Raw genomic sequence first — 20,273 nt, forward strand, 5'->3', positions numbered from 1 at the left:
TGCACATCGTGTAAGTATGAAATAGAAAGGAAGAGAACACATGCGATTTCGTCAGGTGCATCTTGATTTTCACACCTCCGAAGCCATAGCGCCGATCGGAGAACGTTTTGATAAGGGACAGTTTCAGGAAATGCTTAAGCTTGGCCATGTGGATTCCGTTACGATTTTCGCCAAATGTCATCACGGCTGGGCTTACCATCCGTCAGAGGCGAATGAAACTCATCCTGGGCTGAGTTTCGATTTACTTGCCGCCATGATTGAGGCTGCACATGACATTCATGTGAAAACACCTGTATACCTATCGGCTGGCTTGGATGAAAAACTGGCAAGACGACACCCGGAATGGCTTATCCGTGATGCGAACGACCAAACGAATTGGGTCAAAGGCTTTATGCTGCCGGGCTATCACCAGTTTTGCTTAAACTCTCCCTATTTGGAAATCTTGATCGATCAGATCCGGGAAGTCGTGTCCCGATATGATTTGGACGGCCTATTTTTAGACATAATTGGCATACGCAAGTGCTACTGTCATAGCTGTGTAGAGAATGTTCGCCAGGAAGGCAAGGATCCACGTGATGAGAAGGCTATGCAAAGGTTATGGGAGAAAACTTACGCGAATTATACGACGAGGGTGAAGGAAACGGTTCAATCGATCAAACCAGGGCTGCCAATCTTCCACAATGGCGGACACATTGCGCGAGGTCGACGCGATTTGATAGATATGAACACACATTTAGAGCTGGAATCGCTGCCGACGGGTGGTTGGGGTTATGACCACTTCCCGCTATCGGCTAGGTACGCGCAAACGCTTGGCGTTGATTTTCTAGGTATGACGGGGAAATTCCATACGTCTTGGGGGGAATTCGGCGGCTATAAGCACCCGAACGCACTCCGTTACGAAACTGCGCTCAGTATCGCCAATGGTGCCCGTTGTTCGATAGGCGATCAGCTGCACCCTGACGGTTATATGGATGCAGCGACCTATGCACTGATTGGCGCGGCGTATCGCGAGATCGAGGCCAAAGAGGCATGGTGCGTGAAGACGACGAATGTTGCCGATGTGGCGCTGCTAACGTTGGAAGCAACCGGCTTGCATCCGAAGGCTAATGTGATCACGTCAGATTCCGACGCAGGGGCTGTGCGCATGCTGCTTGAGGGCAAATTCCTGTTCGATGTCATTGATCAGGAGAATGATTTTACAGCTTATAAGGTGCTCATATTACCGGATTATGTAGCGATGGAGGATGAGCTTCAGAGCAAATTGGAGCATTTCTTACTCCAGGGTGGCAAAATTCTCGCGACGGGCTGGTCCTGCCTTAATCCGGAGGGCACCCGATTTACAATCGACCTCGGGGTACGGCATGTAGGGATAAATCCCTACCGCCCCGACTATTTCCGCCCACTGTTCAATCTTGGAAGCTGTAGAGAAGCCTCCTACATTTTCTATTCACAAGGACAAAAAATCGAACTCGCAGGCGGAACCGAGCTTGCACACCGTGAGAACCCTTATTTTAACCGGGATCTGTTTACGTTCTGTTCGCACCAGCATACGCCAAGCAGCTATGTTTATGGAGGACCGGGTATGGTGGAAAGCGAAAGAGGTGTATATATCGCATGGAACATATTTGAAGATTATGCGACCAAAGGAAGCCTCATATTGAAGGAAGCGGTCCTGCATGCGTTGGATCGTTTGCTCCCTGACAAGACGCTGCAAACCAATCTTCCGGCACAAGGCGTCGTCACACTGCAGGACCAAAAAGAAGAGAATCGTCTGGTTAATCACTTGCTGTACGCAACCCCAATCCGTCGAGGGAAAAACATCGAAGTCATCGAAGATATTGTTCCTATGTATGAGGTTCAGGTTTCTGTGCGAACTTCCAATCACGTGAAGAACGTATATATGGCACCGCAGATGACAGAGCTCCCCTTTACGTACGAAGAACAGACGGTTTTCTATACAGTACCTAAGCTGGACTGCCATCAGATGGTTGTCATCGCGTATGAATGTTCCACGAAAGAAGAACAGGTTCATTAGGACCTGTTCTTCTTCATACTCATACGGTTATCCATCCAACCAACAAGTGACCAATAGGCACCTGAACACATACAATGGTTAAGAGTTGGAAGGGAGTGGCCGGAGCATGCCTGCAATTATTAACGGTGGAATCAAAATCCTCAATGTCGCTCAGGGTTCCAATGTCCAGATTGGCGATACTTTGGCAATTAACCTTACCAGCAGCTCCAAAATCTTTGCGGGAGCCAACTCGTTTTCGCCAGGGGATAGCTTTGGAAGTGTTCAGAATGTGCTTAATGGGAGCACGAATACGGTCGATCCTGATATCGTGGATACGCCGAATAATACGATTTAATTTGGTTCTATTTACTTCCATAAATTGGACGACTGCTAATCGAAAGTTGACGGTCCTAAAGTGATAGGGTGCTGCGAAAGATATACGGAACGCGAATCCATTTTAGGGGATAGAGAAGCTTGTTAAAACGAAAAGTGATTCGGATATATATTGGAAACCTAATGTGGTTTCTTCCAGTCCTTATTTTGATCATGGGGGTCAATCCATCTGTCACAGGCAGTTTTTGGTGGAAGGCGCTGGGGGTTCTACTCCTTGCTGGCATTGTTGTCGTATGTATCAGTTCCTGGCTTCAGGTACACCGTGAACAACGTGAACTTGATAAAAAACGACTTGATTATGAATCTGTTGTATACCGTCAATTCTAATAAGACTGACCGACCGTCGATGCGATACGCATGGGCGTTTTTTTCGTTTTTTTCGTACACCTAAAGATCATATCCGTTTTTCGATAATAAATAGATGTCAGCCCGTAGGGGATGTATTACACTAGTAAGTAGTATAGCAGTGGAATGATTTGGCACAATTCAGGAGGCCATCTGTAGATGAAGCATCGGCAAGTGCTACAGTACATTAATCAGCATTTTAAAGTGAAATTAATTTTGACACTGTCGATTATCATCATTCTGTGTTCCCTCATTACGGGGTACATTTCGTATCGTATTTATTTAAATTTGTTTGAGAGTGAGATCAGTAAGCAGTATTTAACGACCAGTGAGCAGACGATGGAGCAAATTGGTTATAAAATACAAGATATGTATCGGATTACCGATTTTATTATTTTTCACCCCCGTGTTGAGCAAATTGTGCAAGGGATTCGTGCAGAGCCGCCAGAGGGTGAGACAAAAGCGTATCGCAGATTTATTTTGGAACGTGAATTGTCGGAAATTTTGTTGCCTTTGAAAAATGAAACACCGCAAATACGTGCGTTATATATCGTGGATTTGGAAGGGAATAATTACTACTTCAGTCATACGAACCCATCGATGCAGATTACATTTCCTGACTTTTACAATAAGGTGAAAACGGGTGTGAACCAGACCTCAGCAGAGATCGTATGGCAGCGATTAAATATTCCTGATTCCTCCGATCCTTCCGGGGAGAAAAGCAATCTGGTCGCAACCCGCTTGCTCAAATCGACGAAGCAGCAAGCAGCTTACGGGACGCTGGTTATGATTATTGATGAGTCTTTTCTGACAAGCCCCCTAGACAAGCTGATGGCTGGCAGGACAACGGGAGCGTATATTTTCGACCAATATAATAAATTGCTGTATAGTCGAGTGCCGCAGGGCAGGGTTGGGATTATTCCTGCATGGGAGAATCAGGAGCGGTCATTTATCGAGCGGAATGAAAATGAGGATTATTTGTTTGTGAAAAGCACGTACGAAGCCCGCTCTTTCAAGCTGGTTAGTGGTATTTCCTTAGCGGATATTGAGGAAAAAGGCAGGATGGTCTATCAGGTCGCCGTCATTTCTGGTCTCGTCAGTGTTCTGCTGATGGCAGTCTGTGTCTCGATTTTCAGCGGCAGGATGTTGAAGCCTTTACATGGACTAGTGTCTGCCATGCATCAATTGCGCAGAGGTAATTTGGAGGTTGAAATTCCCAAAACGTCGAATGATGAGTTTGCTTTTCTAGCGGAAAGTTTCAATCGGATGGTCGAGAACATTCAATCGTTGATCAAAGAAGTGTACGTCAGCAAGCTGAGTGAACAGGAAGCGGAGCTTAAAGCGCTGCAGGCACAGTTGAATCCGCACTTTTTATACAACGCACTGAATTCAATTTATTGGAAAATCATGCTGCTGTACGACGATGTGGAGACGGCTTCCTTAGTAACAAGTTTATCTGATTTATTGCGGTATTCTTTGGAATCGGTATCTACGCCAAGTACTTTGCAAGAAGAACTTACGCAAATTCGCAATTATATGACGATCCAAGAGGCACGGCACGGTGAAGGGCTGCATGTTTCCATTGAAGCAGAGGAAGAGTTATTGGCTTGTGGCATGCAAAGGCTTATCCTTCAGCCATTAGTTGAGAATGTATTCGTTCATGCGTTTCGTGATCAGCCGGACAACAAGCGGTTATGGATTCGCGCTTTCCGCCAAGACGCTGATTTACAGATTGAAATCGAGGATAATGGGAGCGGCATCGATGAGGAGACGTTTGTTCGTCTGACGGAAGAGCAGTCGGTGTATGATCATCAGAGGGAACGGGAGAGTATTGGTGTTCGGAATGTTGTACGTCGTATTTACTTGGTCTATGGCGATCCCTATCGCTTAGAAATCGAACGCTTGCCGCAGGGCACGCGAATGCGTTTGATTTTACCGTGTGAACAGATGAAGTCATTCGAAGGGGGAATGGTCAATGAACCACATCTTATTAGTTGAGGATGAGCCTTTATTTCGAAAAGGACTTGCCAAAATGATTACGGGCTCTGAAACCAACTGGCATGTTTGCGGTGAGGCAGAGAACGGGCAGGAGGCAGAGATCCTCATAGCTGAGAGGCTGCCAGACCTCGTTATTACGGACATTCGGATGCCATTGATGGATGGCTTAGAGCTTCTCAAACGAAGTAAGGCTAAATTTCCACATGTTGAGTTCATTGTCATTACGGGATTTCAAGATTTCCAATATGCCCAGGCCGCATTGCGGTACGGTGCCTTGGATTTGCTCATCAAACCGTGCGGTAAACAGGATATATATGATGCATTAGATAAAGCGGAGGTCCGTGTATTGGAGAAGCAAGCGAATCTTCGTAAAGCGGAAACTGAGCACGCCCTATTACTGGAGAACACGCTGAGAGGACTCTTGTTGCGCTTCCCCTATCGGGCAGAATTAGCAGCGGAGTTAGAAGTGAGCTTAGCTGAGTACAAATTGATCTTATTCCAGATCACGGACTTTATGCCGTCACACAAACTGTATATGAAGCGGGATATGCCGTTGCTGCAGTTTGCGGTGCTAAATATGATCGGCGAATTGCTTGATATATATCACAGCGATGGAAAATTGTTATTGATCGAAAATGGGCAGTTTGCCTTGCTTTGTCAGGATTCGTTCGAGGAGAAGCTTCTTTGTGAAGCGGCTTGTGAAACAGTGGAACGGTTACTTGGCTTACAGATGTCCTCCTATTGTGCAGGGGCAGCATCTGGTGTACAGGATCTTGCCGATCTATATGAGGCGGGGCGCAGGAAGTTAGGTACCACAATGGGTGCGGTAGAGGGCCAAAATGATGTGCAGGTCGATAAACAGTTATCGACGAATCGTGCGCAGCAGCAGCTGATTAGCACACAGACAATTGCGTTTATTTTAGCTGGACAAATCGAGTCGATGAAGCTATATCTAGCCCAATTGATGAAGGACATCTATGGATTGTCCGTAGAAAATGGGAAAGTTGAGGCTTTGTCGTTCAGTTTTGCTTTACAGGATACAGCGCGTAAGCAGTTTGAGCTGGCGTATGACCCGCAGTTATTGACAGAGCGCATCGCGTTGCTGCACGCCTGTGGCACGAATGATGAGGTGTCCCATTGGACGGGGATGGAATTGGACCGTTTCATGAGTAGTTTTATCGCGTGGCAGGAGAAATATAGCGAGAATGTCGTGTGGAAGGCAGCTCGATACATGGAGGAGCATTATGCGGAGCAGCTGCCGCTTCAATTGGTGGCCTCGCAGGTGCATTTGAATGCAACATACTTCAGTCATTTGTTTAAAAAAGAAACAGGGCGCAGCTTTGTTGATTATTTAATTGAACTGCGGATGGAGAAAGCGAAGGGCCTGCTGGCCAACACGGATATGAAAATCACCGAGGTGTCGGGCGTCGTCGGGTACGATTTGCCGAACTATTTTGCTAAACTATTCAAGCAAACTACGGGCCTGTCGCCGAAGGATTACCGCAAGATGGTTCGACCTGATCCGATGAGCAGTACACGGAATTAACTTGATAGCGTCCCCATCGTCTGGGTTAGATGATGGGGACGTTTTTTTGTGTTCCCAATCCTCCACAATCTAAAAATCGTATCCGTTTTCCCATAAATCGTAGATGTCGCACCGTTCCAATTTTCTTACAATTAACTACATAATGGTATGATAAACACAATGACACCGAGAGGGGGAAGTACGCTGCGTAATCCAATCCAACGAGCTTGCCTTCCAATATTGATAACCACTGTGGCAATCATATCCATTATGACAGGCTGCTCTACCCATACGAAGAATGCACAAGAATCAGACACGCAGAAGTCAGCGAAACGGGGCAAGGTTACCGTCACGATTTATGATCGTGGCAACATTCCTTCGGGCCAAGGAACGGTTGAAAATAATCTCATGACAAAATGGATTAACCAAGCAGGTCCCGTAGATGTCACCTTCATTCCTTTACCAAGGACGCAATCCGATCAGAAGCTGAACACGCTATTCGCAGGTGGAGGCGCGCCAGATCTCATTCTGGAGTATGCGCCGCATGTCAAGAATCCGTTGATCGATCAGGGACAGCTTCGTCCCATCGACGATATGATTGAGAGCTACAGCACGACATACAAGGCACTCTTGGCGAAATTTCCGGCATTGCGCAAAGCAGGGAAGGGCACGGATGGCAAGTTGTACCAATTTGGCCGCATTAACGAAACGATTCCTCAGCGCGGTGTTTTTATTCGCAAGGATTGGCTCGAGAAGCTGCATCTGAACATTCCGCAAACGACCGAGGAGATGTATCAGGTTGCCAAAGCATTTACGGAGCAGGACCCTGATGGGAACGGGAAAAAGGATACCTATGGACTTGCTCTTGCCTATAACGCCGTCGCAACATTGAACGAAATGTTCGGCGTTACGTATCCGGGGTTCGTTGTGCAAGACAATCAGCTCATTCATGGCTGGGAGAATATCCAAGCTGTGACGGCTTTCAAGAAGCGACTGTACGCAGAGGGATTGGTGGACAAGGATTTTTACACCGATAAAAATGGATCTAAAGCGAAGCAGGATTTTTTAAACGGGAAAATCGGCATTTATATGGACCAGTTCAATGTCCCAATTACCTTCTATAACGACTTTTATGTGGGCTTGAAAAAGAATGTGCCTGATGCCGAGCTGGCTATTATGCCCTTTCCAAAAACTCCTGTGGGACGGTTTAATCCGATTTTCGTGAATCCGATCCAAATGACGGGTGTCGTCAACGCCGAGGCGAAAGATCCGGAAGCGGTGATGAAGTATGTTGATTTTGCAGCTTCCGAGACGTTTATGAAAACAATGTACTATGGGTTCGAAGGTGTGCACAGTAAGACACTGCCAGGTCAATGTCCGCAGATGACAGACTTGAATAAATGGCAGAAGGAATTCAACTATGCGTCTGGCGATTTCGGGATGTTAGCCTCACCCACACTTGCCGGTAAATGCTATTTCGGTGTGGAGAAAATGGACACGAAAGACTCTTTGCAGCAGGAAGTTACGAAGATGTTCGAAGCCAATTCTTCCTTCATCGATTTTAATTTACAAATGGCAGGTCCCACGCATTCTGAGCAAATGCCACAGCTGCCGAAAGATCTTCAGCAGATTCTCACAGATACGATGAAGCAAGTGGATGTAGGTGATGGGGACATCTGGATGAAGGCCATTCTGACACCGAATTATTCGCCAGAGCAAGCGAAGATGGATGCCATCACTGCTTGGGAGAAAGCGGGAGGCACACAAGTGGACGCTTGGTACAAAGCCTTTTATGAGAAGGACAAGGATACGATTATTTTGAGCAAAGATATTTATGATATTTTCAAGCAACAACGTGCGCTTCAGAACAAATGAGAGGCGTATCTGACACTCAGTTAGGTGGTGACGAATCGGTATGGCATCTGAGATGGCTAGGAGTAAGACGCAACTTGCCTTGCGCTACATCAATAAGAAGAAATATTTGTACATCCTATTGATTCCAGCTGTTGTGTACTTTCTCATTTTCAATTATGTGCCGATGTACGGCATTATCATTGCGTTTAAGGATTTTAATTTCTCCAAAGGGATTGTCGGAAGTCCATGGATTGGTTTTGAGAATTTCAAGTACATGTTCGGACTCAGTGATTTCTACACGGTGTTCTGGAACTCGTTGTACTTAAGCTTTCTACGACTTGTATTTGGGTTTCCGTTCCCCATTCTACTGGCATTGCTGCTCAATGAGATGCGTAACCGTACCTATCAACGTATTACGCAGACGATTATCTATCTGCCGCATTTTATTTCTTGGGTGGTCATTGGGGGCATTCTGGTCAACTTCTTATCCCCGTCATGGGGCGTCGTAAATATTTTCTTGAAGCAGTTTGGCTTTGAGCCAGTGTTCTTCCTAGCGGATACGAATTATTTCCGACCTTTGGTGATCCTAAGCAGCATGTGGAAAGAATCGGGTTGGGAAAGCATTTTGTACTTAGCCGCGATGGTAGGTATCAATACGGAACTGTACGAGGCCGCTAGTATCGATGGCGCGAACCGCTTCCAAAGAATTCGATACGTCACGCTGCCAGGAATCAAGTCGACGATTATTATCCTGCTGATTCTAAGGTTGGGTCAAATTATGGGTAATGGCTTTGAACAGATTTTTGTATTGCAAAATCCGTTGAACCTCAGTGTTTCCGAAGTGTTTGAGACCTATGTGTACCGCGTCGGTTTGATTGGCGGAAGGTTCTCTTTCGGTACAACCGTTGGGCTGTTCACCTCTGTGATTGGGTTGATATTCCTGCTAGCCAGCAACCAGATCGCAAAGTGGATGAAAGAAGATGGGATTTGGTAAGAGGAGGTTACAGTTGTGGGTATTCGATCGTTTGGTGATAAAGTTTTTGATGGTTTGAATTATGGCATTGTGACGCTGTTCGCAATCGTTTGCTTATTTCCATTTTTCTATGTGGCTGCATTCTCGATTACACCGTACTCTGAGTATTTGGCGAATCCCTTAAAGCTCATTCCTTATCACATTGAGCTAGCGGCGTATAAGCAGATTTTGCAGATGCCGCTCATGTGGACCGGGTATAAGAATACGCTGCTCATCACGATTATAGGTGTAGCTCTCAATATTTTCCTGCTCCTGATCTCAGCTTATCCGCTATCCAAAACGGACTTAAAGGGCAGAAATATCATTATGATTCTCATTACCTTCACGATGTTCTTCAATGGTGGCTTGATTCCTAACTTTTACTTAATCAAAACGTTGCATATATACAACACTTTATGGGCAATGATCTTACCTGGCGTCTTGGGCGCCTACAATTTGATCTTAATGAAGAACTTTGTAAGCGCTATACCGGCGAGCTTGGAGGAGTCGGCTTTTATCGATGGGGCCAATGAAATCAAGGTTTTATATAAAATTATTGTGCCACTTTCTAAGCCGGCTATTGCGACCTTCGTTATTTTCCATGCGGTGACGCAGTGGAACACGTTCTTCTCCGCGATTATTTACACCTCCAAGCGAAGTCTATGGCCTTTGATGTTGATTTTGCGGGAGATGGTCGTCGATGACGGCGGCATTGCCAAAGATGCCATGGATATGAACAACAGCGGTATTACGGTATTTACGATCAAAATGGCGATCATCATTTTTGCGACACTCCCGATTCTGCTTGTGTATCCTTTCCTGCAAAAGTATTTCATGAAGGGTGTACTGGTAGGTTCGATTAAAGGGTAATTTCGAATTTCGTTATTTCGTAGTGCCATGCCTTCGATTAAATCTGCCATCCCGCAGTTTAATAATAGCAATTATAAAGGAGTTGTTGGTATTGAAAGGGTCAGTCAAAAGCATCGCAAGCAGTCTAATTTGCATCGGATTATTGTCTTCCATCGTTATGGCTTGTAGTTCTAACACAGATACTCCAGCTAGCACAACTGCTGCTACGACAGCACCGGGTACAAGCACAGCGTCAACAGCACCAGCCAAAGCAGCGCCTGTCAGCATCAAAATGTTTAACCGGGTCAATGCGAACGTCGTCATTGATAACAATCCCGTGATTGCAGAAGCTGAGAAGTTGGCCAATGTGAAGCTGTCGGTTGAGGCACCTCCAATTAACAACTATGTCGAGAAGCTTCAGGTGATGATGGCATCCGGTGATCTGCCAGATCTCGTATACAACTGGGGTGGTGCTGACGCGAATTTGGAGAAATGGTCCAAGGATGGTCTTCTGACGCCGCTTGATGACAAGATTGCGAAGTATCCGAATTTGACGAAAAACATTACGAAAGAAATGTGGGACGCTGTTAAATCCATCAATGATGGGAAAACGTACATTATTCCTAGAACGAATGTTGTGAATCACTGGGGGTACATGGTCAACCAGCAATGGCTGAATAAGTTGAATTTAAAAGCGCCTACAACACTGGATGAGTTTACGAATGTGTGTAAAGCTTTTACCAATAATGACCCAGATGGCAATGGTAAAGCCGATACCTACTGCTTGAGCTTGTCCAATCCTAGCCTTGGCAGCAACACAGTGTGGAATTCCACTTTCTTCTTGGCTTCTGCTTTTAATCTTCCGATCATCAATGGCGTCAAAGATACCGATGGTGCTTATAAAATCAGAGAGAAAATGTCCGGCTATATTCCTTTCTTGACGTATCTTAAAGGCCTAAATGAACAAAAACTCATCGATCCTGAGTACCTGATTAACAAGATTTATGTGGATCAAGAGAAACTGAATCAGAATCGCGTCGGCATCATTTATTCCCATCAATACGCGGTTATGGCTAACTTAGCCAAGGATAAGGAATCTGACAAAAAGTACTCGTATCAACCTGTATTAAAAGATAGCAAGGGTGTAGCCATGGATCTCGTTACGCCGGCAGTATGGGGCGGCTGGATGATTCCGAAATCGTCCAAAAATGTGGATGGCGTGTTGAAATTTCTAGATTGGGGCAATACAACAGAAGCGAACACATTGTTCCAATTAGGTACGAAAGGGTTAACGTTTGATAGCTATGATCCTGCCACGAAAAATATTTCTCGTACAGCCGACCAAGCAACCAAACTTGCTTCCACAACGAGCACGTATATGACGCTTGCTAACGCGATTGATGGCAACCCTGCTATTATCGAGGGTGCGGATACGGTAGAGAGATTGAATACGTATAAAGCGCAATTGGATGCGGCGATGAAGCAAGTGACTGTAGTCAACGTGCCTGCCGTTCGCTCACCTAAAATCTTGAACCTGAATACAGCCATTCCGGATCTCGTGAAGAAAAAAGACGATCAAGAATTAAAATACTTGATGGGCACACTTACGCTCCAACAGTTTAAGGACTTCTTGGAGAAAGAATGGTATCCAGCTACAGCGGATGCAGAGAAAGAATATGTGGACTACATGAATAAGCAAGGGAAATAAAAAGCATGAAGTACCCTGACATAATGCTGTCAGGGTACTTCTTTTATAATAAGGGTATAACTGGAAATAAGGATGAAACCAATTAAAGGAGTGAATTTTAAATGACACAAACGGCTGAACGCATGTATGACTATCATGTATGGGCGAATCAAACGCTGATAAACAGGTTGAAGGAACTTCCACAGGAGGTGTACCGCCAGGAGATTCAGAGTGTATTTCCGACAGTCTCGAAAGTGATTGCTCATATCTACCTGACAGATCGCGTTTGGTTAGACATACTTGGTGGTAGGAGTATGAAGGCAGCTATGGAATCCTCTTGGCCGATAACTGAAGCAACAGAGCGCAAAAGCTTGGAGGAACTAGAGGCCATGTATACCGAGTTGTCGCTGCGATTTAAGGCATTTCTGAAGGAGCAGCCTGATTTGGAAAAGACGATCACGGTCGATAATCCCTATGCAGGCGTAAGGGAAACCAGTTTGTCTGAGATGGTCCTACAGGTCGTGAATCATGCCACATATCATCGGGGAAATGTCACGGCCATGCTGCGCCAAATGGGGCATGCTTCAGTGATGACGGAATACGCGTTGTTCTGGTATGCGGGTGCAGAGCAGACTGTTTAAACGCGTTGAAGCTAAGGATTTGTTACGCGGTAACTTGCTCTCGCGTTGTAACCTATTCAGGAGGCTTTAAAACTTTACCGCACCTTCCAGAACTGCTCAACCATCAAAAATTTGCCACACCTACGGGCACATCCCAGCGCATCCACATAATAGATGGATTTTCTGATGTTAATTTGAGCGAAATCAGCTGAAAAATTGGTTTAGATGGATTTTATGTAGCTAATTTTGGGAATTTCATATGAGTTTGCGAAAAGTGGGGATATTAACTGTAGGTAGTCCATCTAATCCGCACATTTACGTAAAATGCGCTGAAATAGATGGATAATTTCCATTTATTCTGTGAGGTGACCAATTGGTGAGTCGTTTGGGTAAACAAAACGGCCCTGTCGCAATCATGCGAACAAGGCCGTTCTTTCACGTTTAATTTATTGCTGCGCCTTCGGTGAACAGATGGAAAGTCACGCCAAACTTATCCTTCACTTGTCCGTATGCTGGGCTGAAGAATGCTTCATGCAGGTCCATAATCACCGTGCCGCCTTCTTTCAGTGCTTCAAAAAATTGCTTGGATTTGCTGGCATCCTTCGTTGTAATACAGATCGTCACGTGATCTCCCTCTTGGACGGGTTTACCTGAGTCGGAGTCCGAAAACATCAATTGACTTTCGCCGACTTGCAGCATGGCATGGGCAATAAGCTCTTTCTGTTCATCAGCAAGCGGGTAATCAGGATTGGCAGGCATTTCACCAAAGCTTTGCTTAAATAGGACTTGCGCATCCAACGCTTTCTCATAAAAGGCAATAGCTTCACCAGCAGTACCAGGCAATACTAAATACGGAGTTAAACGAACGGACATCAATAAACAGCTCCTTAGATTGAAGTAATTGAAAGGTAAAAAGTCTACCTCTTATTATTACCACATTTATCCGAAAAAATAAAGAACATATGTTCTATTTATTGAGCTATATAACGAAATAGCTGCCCTCGATCTTGAATTTCCCCCATGCCTTCGGAAAGTGACCTATACTATAATATAGTAGATAAAGACTATCCTCTCACATACAGGAAGGTGCAAACGTCGCCTATGAATAAGCTTGCTATCTGGTCGTGGCTGTCACGCCTGTTCCATTCCTTTTCACTCAAACAACGCATCTGGTTTACTTTTGTCATCTTCATTACAGTAGGTCTTGTGGCTACAGGCAGCATTGCCTATCTGATCGCCTCGAAGGAAATTCAGCGCAATGCGATGCAATCGAGCCAAGATACCGTGAATCAATCCGCGCAAATTGTGAATGAAAGACTGAAAAATATCGGTACCGCGGTGCGGGCATTAATGTTCAGCGACGCCTTCAAGCAGCTGATGAAAGATGTTCAGAACAAGGATAACTCAAGCTACTATAAGTCATTAACGGCTTTACAGTATGTTTTCAACCAGGTGAAATTCAATGATTCCATGATCGATAGTATATTGATTGCCACGCCAATTGGGGATTTCTATCCCACCTCCAGTGCACGAAATATTTCGAATTCCTTTTTTGAATCTGATATGTTTAATCAATTCCAGCTTTTAAAGCGCGGCTTTTGGAGCACGGGACATGTGGATCCGTTTTTTACGGGGAAACAGCGGGTCCTATCGCTTGTCGCAGAAGGTGTAAGTGAAGATTCGTATATGCAAAATGAGTCAACTAATGTGTATGTGGTCATCAATGTGAAGGAAGACGATTTACGTGATCTCTTCATGGACAATTTGTCGGACCCGAATAAGCACTACTACTTCGTGGATTCGCAAGGGGCAGATATTAATTATTCCGAGCGTATTCAGGATAATGGGTTTATTCAACGTCCTGATTTTGTTAAGCAACTTACCAATGATAGTAAAGGATCGTTTTTTTTCGAGGATAAGGATCGGAATAACTATCTTGTTAATTATGCGCGGCTGGATATCAAGGAAGATTGGATGATTGTTGGCGTTCAAGTCAAAGATAAATTGTTGGCCAAATTGAATGGGATTAAGCAAGCCACCATGCTTGTTACGATTGGATTTGTGCTCGTGTCGTTGTTGATTACGAACAATTTGACGCTCTTACTGCTCAAGCCGTTGTATAGACTCCAAAAACTCATGAAACGAGTAGAGGAGAATGATCTGGAAGTGCGTTTTGAGAGTGCGTATAAGGATGAAGTTTCCCAGGTTGGGTTCCGTTTCAACCGGATGTTGGACGAGATTAAGCAGCTCATCGCGGATGTCACCAATCGAGAACGTGATAAACGGAAAGCGGAGATTAAAGCTTTGACAGCGCAAATGGACCCGCATTTTTTCTATAACACGCTCAATACGATTTATTGTAAATCGGTACTTGGTGAAAATGAGGATGTCAATGAAATGATTCTGGCCTTATCCAATATGTTTCAATTGAGCCTTAGTGGAGGACGTGATTTGATTCCACTCGCAGATGAGCTAGATCATGTTCGTCAATATTTGGCTATTCAACAAAGGTCGTATGAGAATTTATTCGTCTGCCGGATGGAAGTCGAGCCTGAGCTAAATGCCTGCCTCGTTCCCAAAATCATTATTCAGCCGCTGATTGAAAATAGTATTTTGCACGGTTTTAAGGATATGAAATCGGGCGGTGAAATCCAACTGACAGCTCGAACAGATGGCGAATGGCTCCATATCATGGTGGAAGACAATGGGCTAGGGCTGATACCGGATAAGCTGTTGCAAAGCATGATGCATCCAACTACCTCGAAGCATGGCTATGCCCTGCGAAATATCTATACCCGACTAGAGTTGTATTACGGGACAGAGCAACGGATGGAGATTACGACGAATGAATGGGGCGGTGCCCGCATTGAACTGTGGCTGCCACGATATGAGACGGAGGAGGATTTCCATGGACCGACTAATTAAGCTATGTGTGGTAGATGACATTCGAAGTGTTGTTGATATGATTACGAAGAAAATCCCTTGGCATGAGCACGGCATCGAAATTGTAGGCAGCGCAACCGATGGGGAGGAAGGTTTTGCCGTTATTCGAGAAACGAAACCTGATCTTATTCTAACGGACATTCGGATGCCCAAAATGGATGGTTTAGAAATGACCCGCAACATTATGGAGATTCTTCCGACGAGTAAAGTTGTCATTTTGAGTGCCTATACCGATTTCGATTATGCGCAAAAAGCGATTCAATATGGCGCCTTAGATTATGTGAAGAAGCCATTTTCTATCGATCAAATTGTGAAAGCAGTCGTCAAAGCCAAAGAAGTCTGGGAGCAAGAGAATCGTAACCGCACACAGCTGATCGGTCTCCAACAGAAGATTAAAGAGAGCATGCCGGCGCTTCGGCAGGAATATCTCTCCTTACTCGTCTACCATCAAACAAATGAAGCCGAATTAGCGCGATTATCGGACTTTCTAGACATTAATGAATTGAAAGCACCCTTTGCGGTGATGACGATTCAGATTGATCAATTTACGGACAAATATGGCGAAGTTCCTGTGAAGGAGCTCGAGCTAGTCCGTTTTTCTTTGCAAAATATCGTTGAAGAAACGATAGCCTTTTACGGGGCAGCGGTCGTGTTTCGAGAGGGGTTCAATCGCTATATTTGTATTCTCAATGTCGCGGATCAAGAGTCACCTATAGCGGTCGCAGACCAATGCTGTGCGAACATTGCCAGGCATACCAAATTTACGATTTCCATCGGCATCGGACAATGCGTAGAGACTGTGCAAGAGCTGCCTAAGAGCTATCAGCAGTCGCTTAGTGCCTTATCGTATCATTTTTACACGGGAGGCAATGGTGCGTTCAGTTACAATACGGATGCAGCCGCTCAGCCTGTAGAGTGGATTTATACAGAGGATAGCGAGAATGAGTTTCTGTTCGCTTTCCGCTCAGGTAATCGGGATGCTTGTGTGGAGTGGGCGAATACGATTTTTAATGAGATGGGGAAAGTGTCTGTACTGCCGGAACCGGGTGTCGTAGAGCGCTTGCTGCAAGGTCTTGTTCTGCGCATGCTGCGAGTGCTGATGGAGAAATTCCCACGCCCTAGCCTGGCAGAATTTGAGTCGAAAAATCAAGTCATTCGAACTAGTGGAGCCGATATGCAGGAGTATCGCTCGTGGTTCATTGAGCTGTGTGAGATCGGTTGTCGGATGATCCATCAGGAGCGGGCCAGTGAGTCTCAGAAGATCATTCTTCGTTCAGCAGAGTATATCAAAGCGAATTTAGATATGGAGTTGACGTTGGAGCACTGTGCGAAGCAAGTGAACTTAAGCTGGGGCTACTATTCGAATTTATTCAAAAAAGTAACCGGGTCTACCTTCCAACAGTTCGTTACCCATGCCAAAATGGATCGAGCGAAGTCGATGCTAATCGAAGATTTTCAAGTACAGGAAATCGCACAGCAGCTAGGCTATGAGCATCGGCGTTATTTCAGTGAGGTGTTTAAAAAACAGACCGGTCTTACACCGACGGAATTTAAAGAAATGTCGCTGGGCAAGTCCTCCAAGCTGTGAGGGCTTGCCTGTTTTTTGGGAAGGGAAGGGCAACATATAGAAATATCTGCCCTCATTCAAGAGTTGACCTCATTATCAGGACATGGGAATTCTTTTACTATTAGAGATGTAAACAACAGATTCAAGGGAGGCTTACACATGATTAAAAAATTAGGGACGGTCACATTAACAGTCGCACTCGCAGGCAGCTTAGCAGCTTGTAGCTCCACCAAAACCGATACAGCAGCAAGCCCAGCGGCGTCCGCGAAAGCATCAACTGCACCGAGTAGTGCAGCTCCTGCCAAGGCCAAAACGAAGCTCTCCTACTGGACGGGTGACCGTCATGATATGGATTATATCAAGAGCGTTGTACAGAAATTTAACGAGACGAATGGCGAGAATATTGAAGTTGAAATGGTTGTAAAGACGGAAGACTTTAACCAAGCCATTGACCTAGCATTTGCTTCCGGTCAGGCGCCTGATATTATCCGCGTTAAGGAAAATACGATCCAGCCTTTTGCAGCGAAAGGTTACCTCAAACCAATCGATTCCTACCTGACGGATGCGATTAAGAAGGAATTCCCAGTCATTGATGATTTCAACCGCATCGGCGGCAAAATGTACAGCCTCCCGAACTATGGCTCGACACTGCGCCTTGTTTACAATAAAGAGCTTTTTGCCAAAGCTGGCATTGCCGCACCTCCGAAGACGTTGAAAGAAATGGTTGAAGATGCAAAGAAAATTACTGCTGTAGGTAAAGCGAATGGTTCTTACGGATTTGCTCAAAACTTCAAGAGCCCAGAGAGTGCACTAGGCCGTTCAGCACGGGTTATTGCAGAAGCAAGCGGCTACGGCGGGCTTGGTTTTGATTTCAAAACAGCAAAGTTCGACTTTACTAGCTACAAAGAAGTCATTCAATCGTTCAAGCAAATGGTAGACGACGGCAGCACATTGCCAGGTATGGAGTCCTTGGATATTGATCCGCTGCGTGCACAATTCGCAGAAGGCAAAATCGGGATGTACATCTCCTTCTCCTCAGAGCCAGGCGTGTACGCGAATCAGTTCCCAGCGAAGATCGAATGGGCAGCAGCACCTGTTCCAACGATTGACGGTACGATCAAAGGGGCAACATCCTTCTTGGGCGGACAATGGTTAGCGATCAGCAACACGACGAAAAATGCCGATCAAGCATGGAAATTCATGAATTTCATGTATCAGGATGAAGTGTTGAAAACGTATCATGAAAAAGGCTTTGGCTTATCCATGGTACCAGCAGTATCTTCCGTTGCGAAAAAACCAGAGATCAAAGGGATTGATGGGTTCTTGCCAATTGGAAATGACGGCACATGGCCGCTTCAACCAACCGTTACTGTGGAAGGTATGAAATTCAATGACGCCTTCTTCAAATATATGATCAGTGGCGGCAACTTGGATCAAATTATCCAAGATTTGAACAAACGCTATAATGATGCATTAGATAAAGCAGTGACAAAGGGCGACGTTAAAGTAACGCCGAACCCAAGCTTCGATCCAATGAAATTAATGATGAAATAAGAGCTAATTGAAGAGGTTCAAAGCGAGAGTGGAGCTGAAACTCCACTCTCGCGTTCTTCTTAGCTTCACTTTTTGGGGTACTTTAGGAGGGAATGGGATGAACAGGACACGCCAGATCGGTTTTTCATACTTATTTTTATTTCCAAGCTTTCTACTGACCATGGTGCTGGGCGTCTATCCGATTGCTTGGGCGATTCGTTATATGTTTTATGACTACAAAGGCTTCGGGGCACCGGATTTTATTGGGATTGATAATTTCAGACGACTCTTTCAGGATACGGAGTACTGGCATTCTGTCATAAATACATTCGTCTATGCAGGTGGCAAGCTTATCATAACCCTTCCGTTATGCTTAGTACTTGCCGTTATATTAAATTCCAAGCTGCGTGGACGCAACTGGTTAAGAGCCATCTATTTCATGCCTACGATCATTAGTTCAGCGGTTATGGCTGTCGTATTTTTTATCATTTTTAACTCGTATAACGGTATTCTTAATCAGTATTTATTAAAGTTTCATATCATCTCTGAAAGAATCGATTGGCTCGGACCCAAGCATGCGATGCTGACCACGATCATCATTGCGGTATGGGGAGCGGTAGGGAACTACATGCTGTTATTTCTAGCTGGTCTTCAAAATATCCCGAATGATGTGTACGAAAGCTCCTCCTTAGACGGTGCGAATAAATGGCAGCAGTTCTGGTATCTAACGATTCCGATGCTAGGTCCGGTACTGCAAATCGTCATTATGCTGGCGATCATCAATTCTCTCAAAGGATATGAGAGCATCATGGTTCTCACCGAAGGTGGACCGGTTGGTAAGACAGAAGTCATGTATCTGTATGTCTACAAGCTCTTTTTCCCAACACCATCAGGATCCGTTACGGATCAACAATTTGGCTACGGCAGTGCTGTTGGCTTCGTGACCGCTGTCATTGTCGGCATCATTACGCTTGTTTATCATCTGATGTCGAAACGCCTAAACAAACTACAATAAGGAGGAGACCTCAGAATCATGGAAGTGACAGAAGCGATACCTGCTGTTCATATGAAGAAAAAAACGCAGTCGTTTTCAGTGGGGAGATTGGGTGGAAAAACACTGCTCTGGGTGTTTTTACTGATAACCGCACTACTCATCGTGTTCCCAGTCGTTGTGACTTTTTTAGGCTCCTTTATGTCTAATTTGGAGATTACCAAGGGGGGCAAGATATTCCCGTCTTCCTGGCATTTTGAAAATTATAAGGAAGCCTGGGTACAGGCCAACTTCGCGAGATTTACTTGGAATAGCTTGTTTCTGAGTGGCGCAACGACGATCGGCGTACTGATCGTAGCTTCCATGGCAGCTTATGTGGTTGACCGCATCAAGTTCCCAGGGAAAGCCATTTATGTGGCGATTCAAGCGTCTACGATGTTTATCTCCATCGGCGCAGTCGTGATTAGACCGCAGTTCGAGCTGATGGTTAAGCTGCACTTGAACACGAGTTTATGGGGCGTTGTCCTCATTCTGATCAGCGGGCACGCGTACATCTTCTTTATTCTACTAAGCTTTCTGCAGGGTATTTCCCGGGAGTTGGACGAGGCCGCGCGCATTGATGGCTGCTCCAACGGAGGCATTTTCTGGCGAATTATTCTGCCTCTAATGCGACCAGGACTTGGGGTTGGCGCCTTGTTTACCTTTTGCGGGGCTTGGAATGAGTACCTGCGGCCGCTCGTATTTACGATGACGAATCCGAAGCTTCAAACATTAACAGTCGGGCTATCCTACCTGCGTTATGGCTCCTCAGCTGCCGTTCAAACGCACTATATGCTGGCGGGAGCGTGCCTATCGATTCTTCCGTTGTTGCTGGTTTATATGATTGCGAATCGTTCATTCATGCAAATGACGGCGGGTTCATTGAAAGGCTAGGAGGACTTC

General features: G+C 45.3%; 16 protein-coding genes. 15 read left to right on the forward strand and 1 reads right to left on the reverse strand.

All coding sequences use genetic code 11. The annotated features are described in order from the left end of the window. Positions 1-40: 40 nt before the first annotated feature. The 10 genes from ASL11_RS02365 (at position 41) to ASL11_RS02410 (ending at position 12,318) form a co-directional block, all read left to right on the forward strand. A complete protein-coding gene (locus ASL11_RS02365; protein WP_056609233.1) occupies positions 41-2,035 on the forward strand; it encodes a beta-galactosidase trimerization domain-containing protein in 1,995 nt (664 codons plus the stop codon). Positions 2,036-2,141: 106 nt separating this feature from the next. After that, complete coding sequence (locus ASL11_RS02370; RefSeq protein ID WP_056609235.1) at positions 2,142-2,369, forward strand: spore germination protein; 228 nt, start codon at positions 2,142-2,144, stop codon at positions 2,367-2,369. Between the two features lie 119 nt (positions 2,370-2,488). After that, on the forward strand, positions 2,489-2,734 hold the full coding sequence (locus ASL11_RS02375; RefSeq protein ID WP_056609237.1) for a hypothetical protein: 246 nt from the start codon (positions 2,489-2,491) through the stop codon (positions 2,732-2,734). 177 nt (positions 2,735-2,911) lie between these two features. Beyond that, positions 2,912-4,750: a cache domain-containing sensor histidine kinase gene (locus ASL11_RS02380; protein ID WP_056609238.1), complete on the forward strand. Its 1,839-nt coding sequence runs from the start codon at positions 2,912-2,914 to the stop codon at positions 4,748-4,750. Further along, positions 4,728-6,296 carry a response regulator transcription factor gene (locus ASL11_RS02385; protein ID WP_056609240.1) on the forward strand — a complete coding sequence of 523 codons (1,569 nt, stop codon included), beginning with the start codon at positions 4,728-4,730 and terminating at the stop codon, positions 6,294-6,296. The genes ASL11_RS02380 and ASL11_RS02385 overlap by 23 nt, the downstream gene beginning before the upstream one ends. 159 nt (positions 6,297-6,455) lie before the next feature. After that, entirely contained in the window at positions 6,456-8,150 is a 1,695-nt protein-coding gene (locus tag ASL11_RS02390; RefSeq protein WP_063795443.1) for an extracellular solute-binding protein, read from the forward strand. A 40-nt stretch (positions 8,151-8,190) separates the two neighbouring features. After that, complete coding sequence (locus ASL11_RS02395) at positions 8,191-9,123, forward strand: ABC transporter permease (protein ID WP_056609244.1); 933 nt, start codon at positions 8,191-8,193, stop codon at positions 9,121-9,123. A 15-nt stretch (positions 9,124-9,138) separates the two neighbouring features. After that, entirely contained in the window at positions 9,139-10,011 is an 873-nt protein-coding gene (locus tag ASL11_RS02400; protein WP_063795444.1) for a carbohydrate ABC transporter permease, read from the forward strand. 91 nt (positions 10,012-10,102) lie between these two features. After that, positions 10,103-11,698: an extracellular solute-binding protein gene (locus ASL11_RS02405; RefSeq protein ID WP_056609246.1), complete on the forward strand. Its 1,596-nt coding sequence runs from the start codon at positions 10,103-10,105 to the stop codon at positions 11,696-11,698. Positions 11,699-11,799: 101 nt separating this feature from the next. After that, positions 11,800-12,318, forward strand: a complete 519-nt coding sequence (locus ASL11_RS02410) for a DinB family protein (RefSeq protein ID WP_056609248.1) — start codon at positions 11,800-11,802, stop codon at positions 12,316-12,318. Between the two features lie 420 nt (positions 12,319-12,738). On the opposite strand, the gene ASL11_RS02415 is transcribed toward ASL11_RS02410, so the two are convergent. Continuing rightward, positions 12,739-13,170: a VOC family protein gene (locus ASL11_RS02415; RefSeq protein ID WP_056609250.1), complete on the reverse strand. Its 432-nt coding sequence runs from the start codon at positions 13,168-13,170 to the stop codon at positions 12,739-12,741. Positions 13,171-13,398: 228 nt separating this feature from the next. On the opposite strand from ASL11_RS02415, the gene ASL11_RS02420 reads away from it, so the two are divergent. The 5 genes from ASL11_RS02420 to ASL11_RS02440 all read left to right on the forward strand — a co-directional run bounded on the left by ASL11_RS02420 (position 13,399) and on the right by ASL11_RS02440 (position 20,264). Then, positions 13,399-15,222 carry a cache domain-containing sensor histidine kinase gene (locus tag ASL11_RS02420; RefSeq protein WP_056609252.1) on the forward strand — a complete coding sequence of 608 codons (1,824 nt, stop codon included), beginning with the start codon at positions 13,399-13,401 and terminating at the stop codon, positions 15,220-15,222. Beyond that, positions 15,206-16,828, forward strand: coding sequence for a response regulator (locus tag ASL11_RS02425; protein WP_056609253.1), 1,623 nt, complete (start codon positions 15,206-15,208; stop codon positions 16,826-16,828). Before ASL11_RS02420 ends, ASL11_RS02425 begins: the two co-directional genes overlap by 17 nt. 138 nt (positions 16,829-16,966) lie before the next feature. Then, positions 16,967-18,361: an ABC transporter substrate-binding protein gene (locus tag ASL11_RS02430; protein ID WP_056609255.1), complete on the forward strand. Its 1,395-nt coding sequence runs from the start codon at positions 16,967-16,969 to the stop codon at positions 18,359-18,361. Positions 18,362-18,458: 97 nt separating this feature from the next. Further along, positions 18,459-19,355 carry a carbohydrate ABC transporter permease gene (locus ASL11_RS02435; RefSeq protein WP_056609257.1) on the forward strand — a complete coding sequence of 299 codons (897 nt, stop codon included), beginning with the start codon at positions 18,459-18,461 and terminating at the stop codon, positions 19,353-19,355. 51 nt (positions 19,356-19,406) lie between these two features. After that, a complete protein-coding gene (locus ASL11_RS02440) occupies positions 19,407-20,264 on the forward strand; it encodes a carbohydrate ABC transporter permease (protein WP_056609624.1) in 858 nt (285 codons plus the stop codon). Positions 20,265-20,273 lie beyond the last annotated feature (9 nt).

It is taken from the genome of Paenibacillus sp. Soil750, from assembly GCF_001428045.1.
Lineage (GTDB): Bacteria > Bacillota > Bacilli > Paenibacillales > NBRC-103111 > Paenibacillus_E > Paenibacillus_E allorhizoplanae.